The 514-nt window shown below is 48.2% G+C and carries 1 pseudogene; it reads right to left on the reverse strand.

What is annotated here, in order from left to right:
* A pseudogene (locus R7Q46_RS30400) lies at positions 1 to 514 on the reverse strand (hypothetical protein); the annotation flags it as partial.

Here is a 514-nt window from a genome sequence, read left to right on the forward strand (position 1 = left end):
CTTTTCGGGATCGTATTCATGTTGAGAGCGAATACGATTGATGAGTTTGCGAGCACGTTGTTCTAGCTGGCGTTTTGAGCCGCGTGCTTTATCCATGCTGACCCGATTGGTCTGCTCTTTGAGCATTTTCAGTGCATGTTTTCGGTATTTTTTAAACGCATTAAATGCCGCTTCGAAATCGCCTTGCTCTTCAGCAACGCGAGATTGCTGAAAACAGATCTGACTTAGCAGTTCGCCGTTATCGAAATTAAGCGCGGATTCTTCTGCGGCAAGCAACAACTCGGCTGCGCTGTCCGTGTTTTTACGCAGTAGCTCTAGTCTTGCTCGACTGATGAAAGAGTGTGCTTTCATCCACGTTAGATCGTGCTCAATGGCCAGCTTGTGTGCTTTTTGGGTTGCTTCTTCCGCTGCGTCTAGGCGTTCTAAGCCAAGGAGTGCCAAGCCTTTAAAGTCCCAAATTTCGGCCTGCCAAGTGCTGTCTTCATGGTCTTTGAGCACTTCTGTTGCGCCATCA

The sequence above is a fragment of the Vibrio sp. 811 genome (assembly GCF_033339195.1).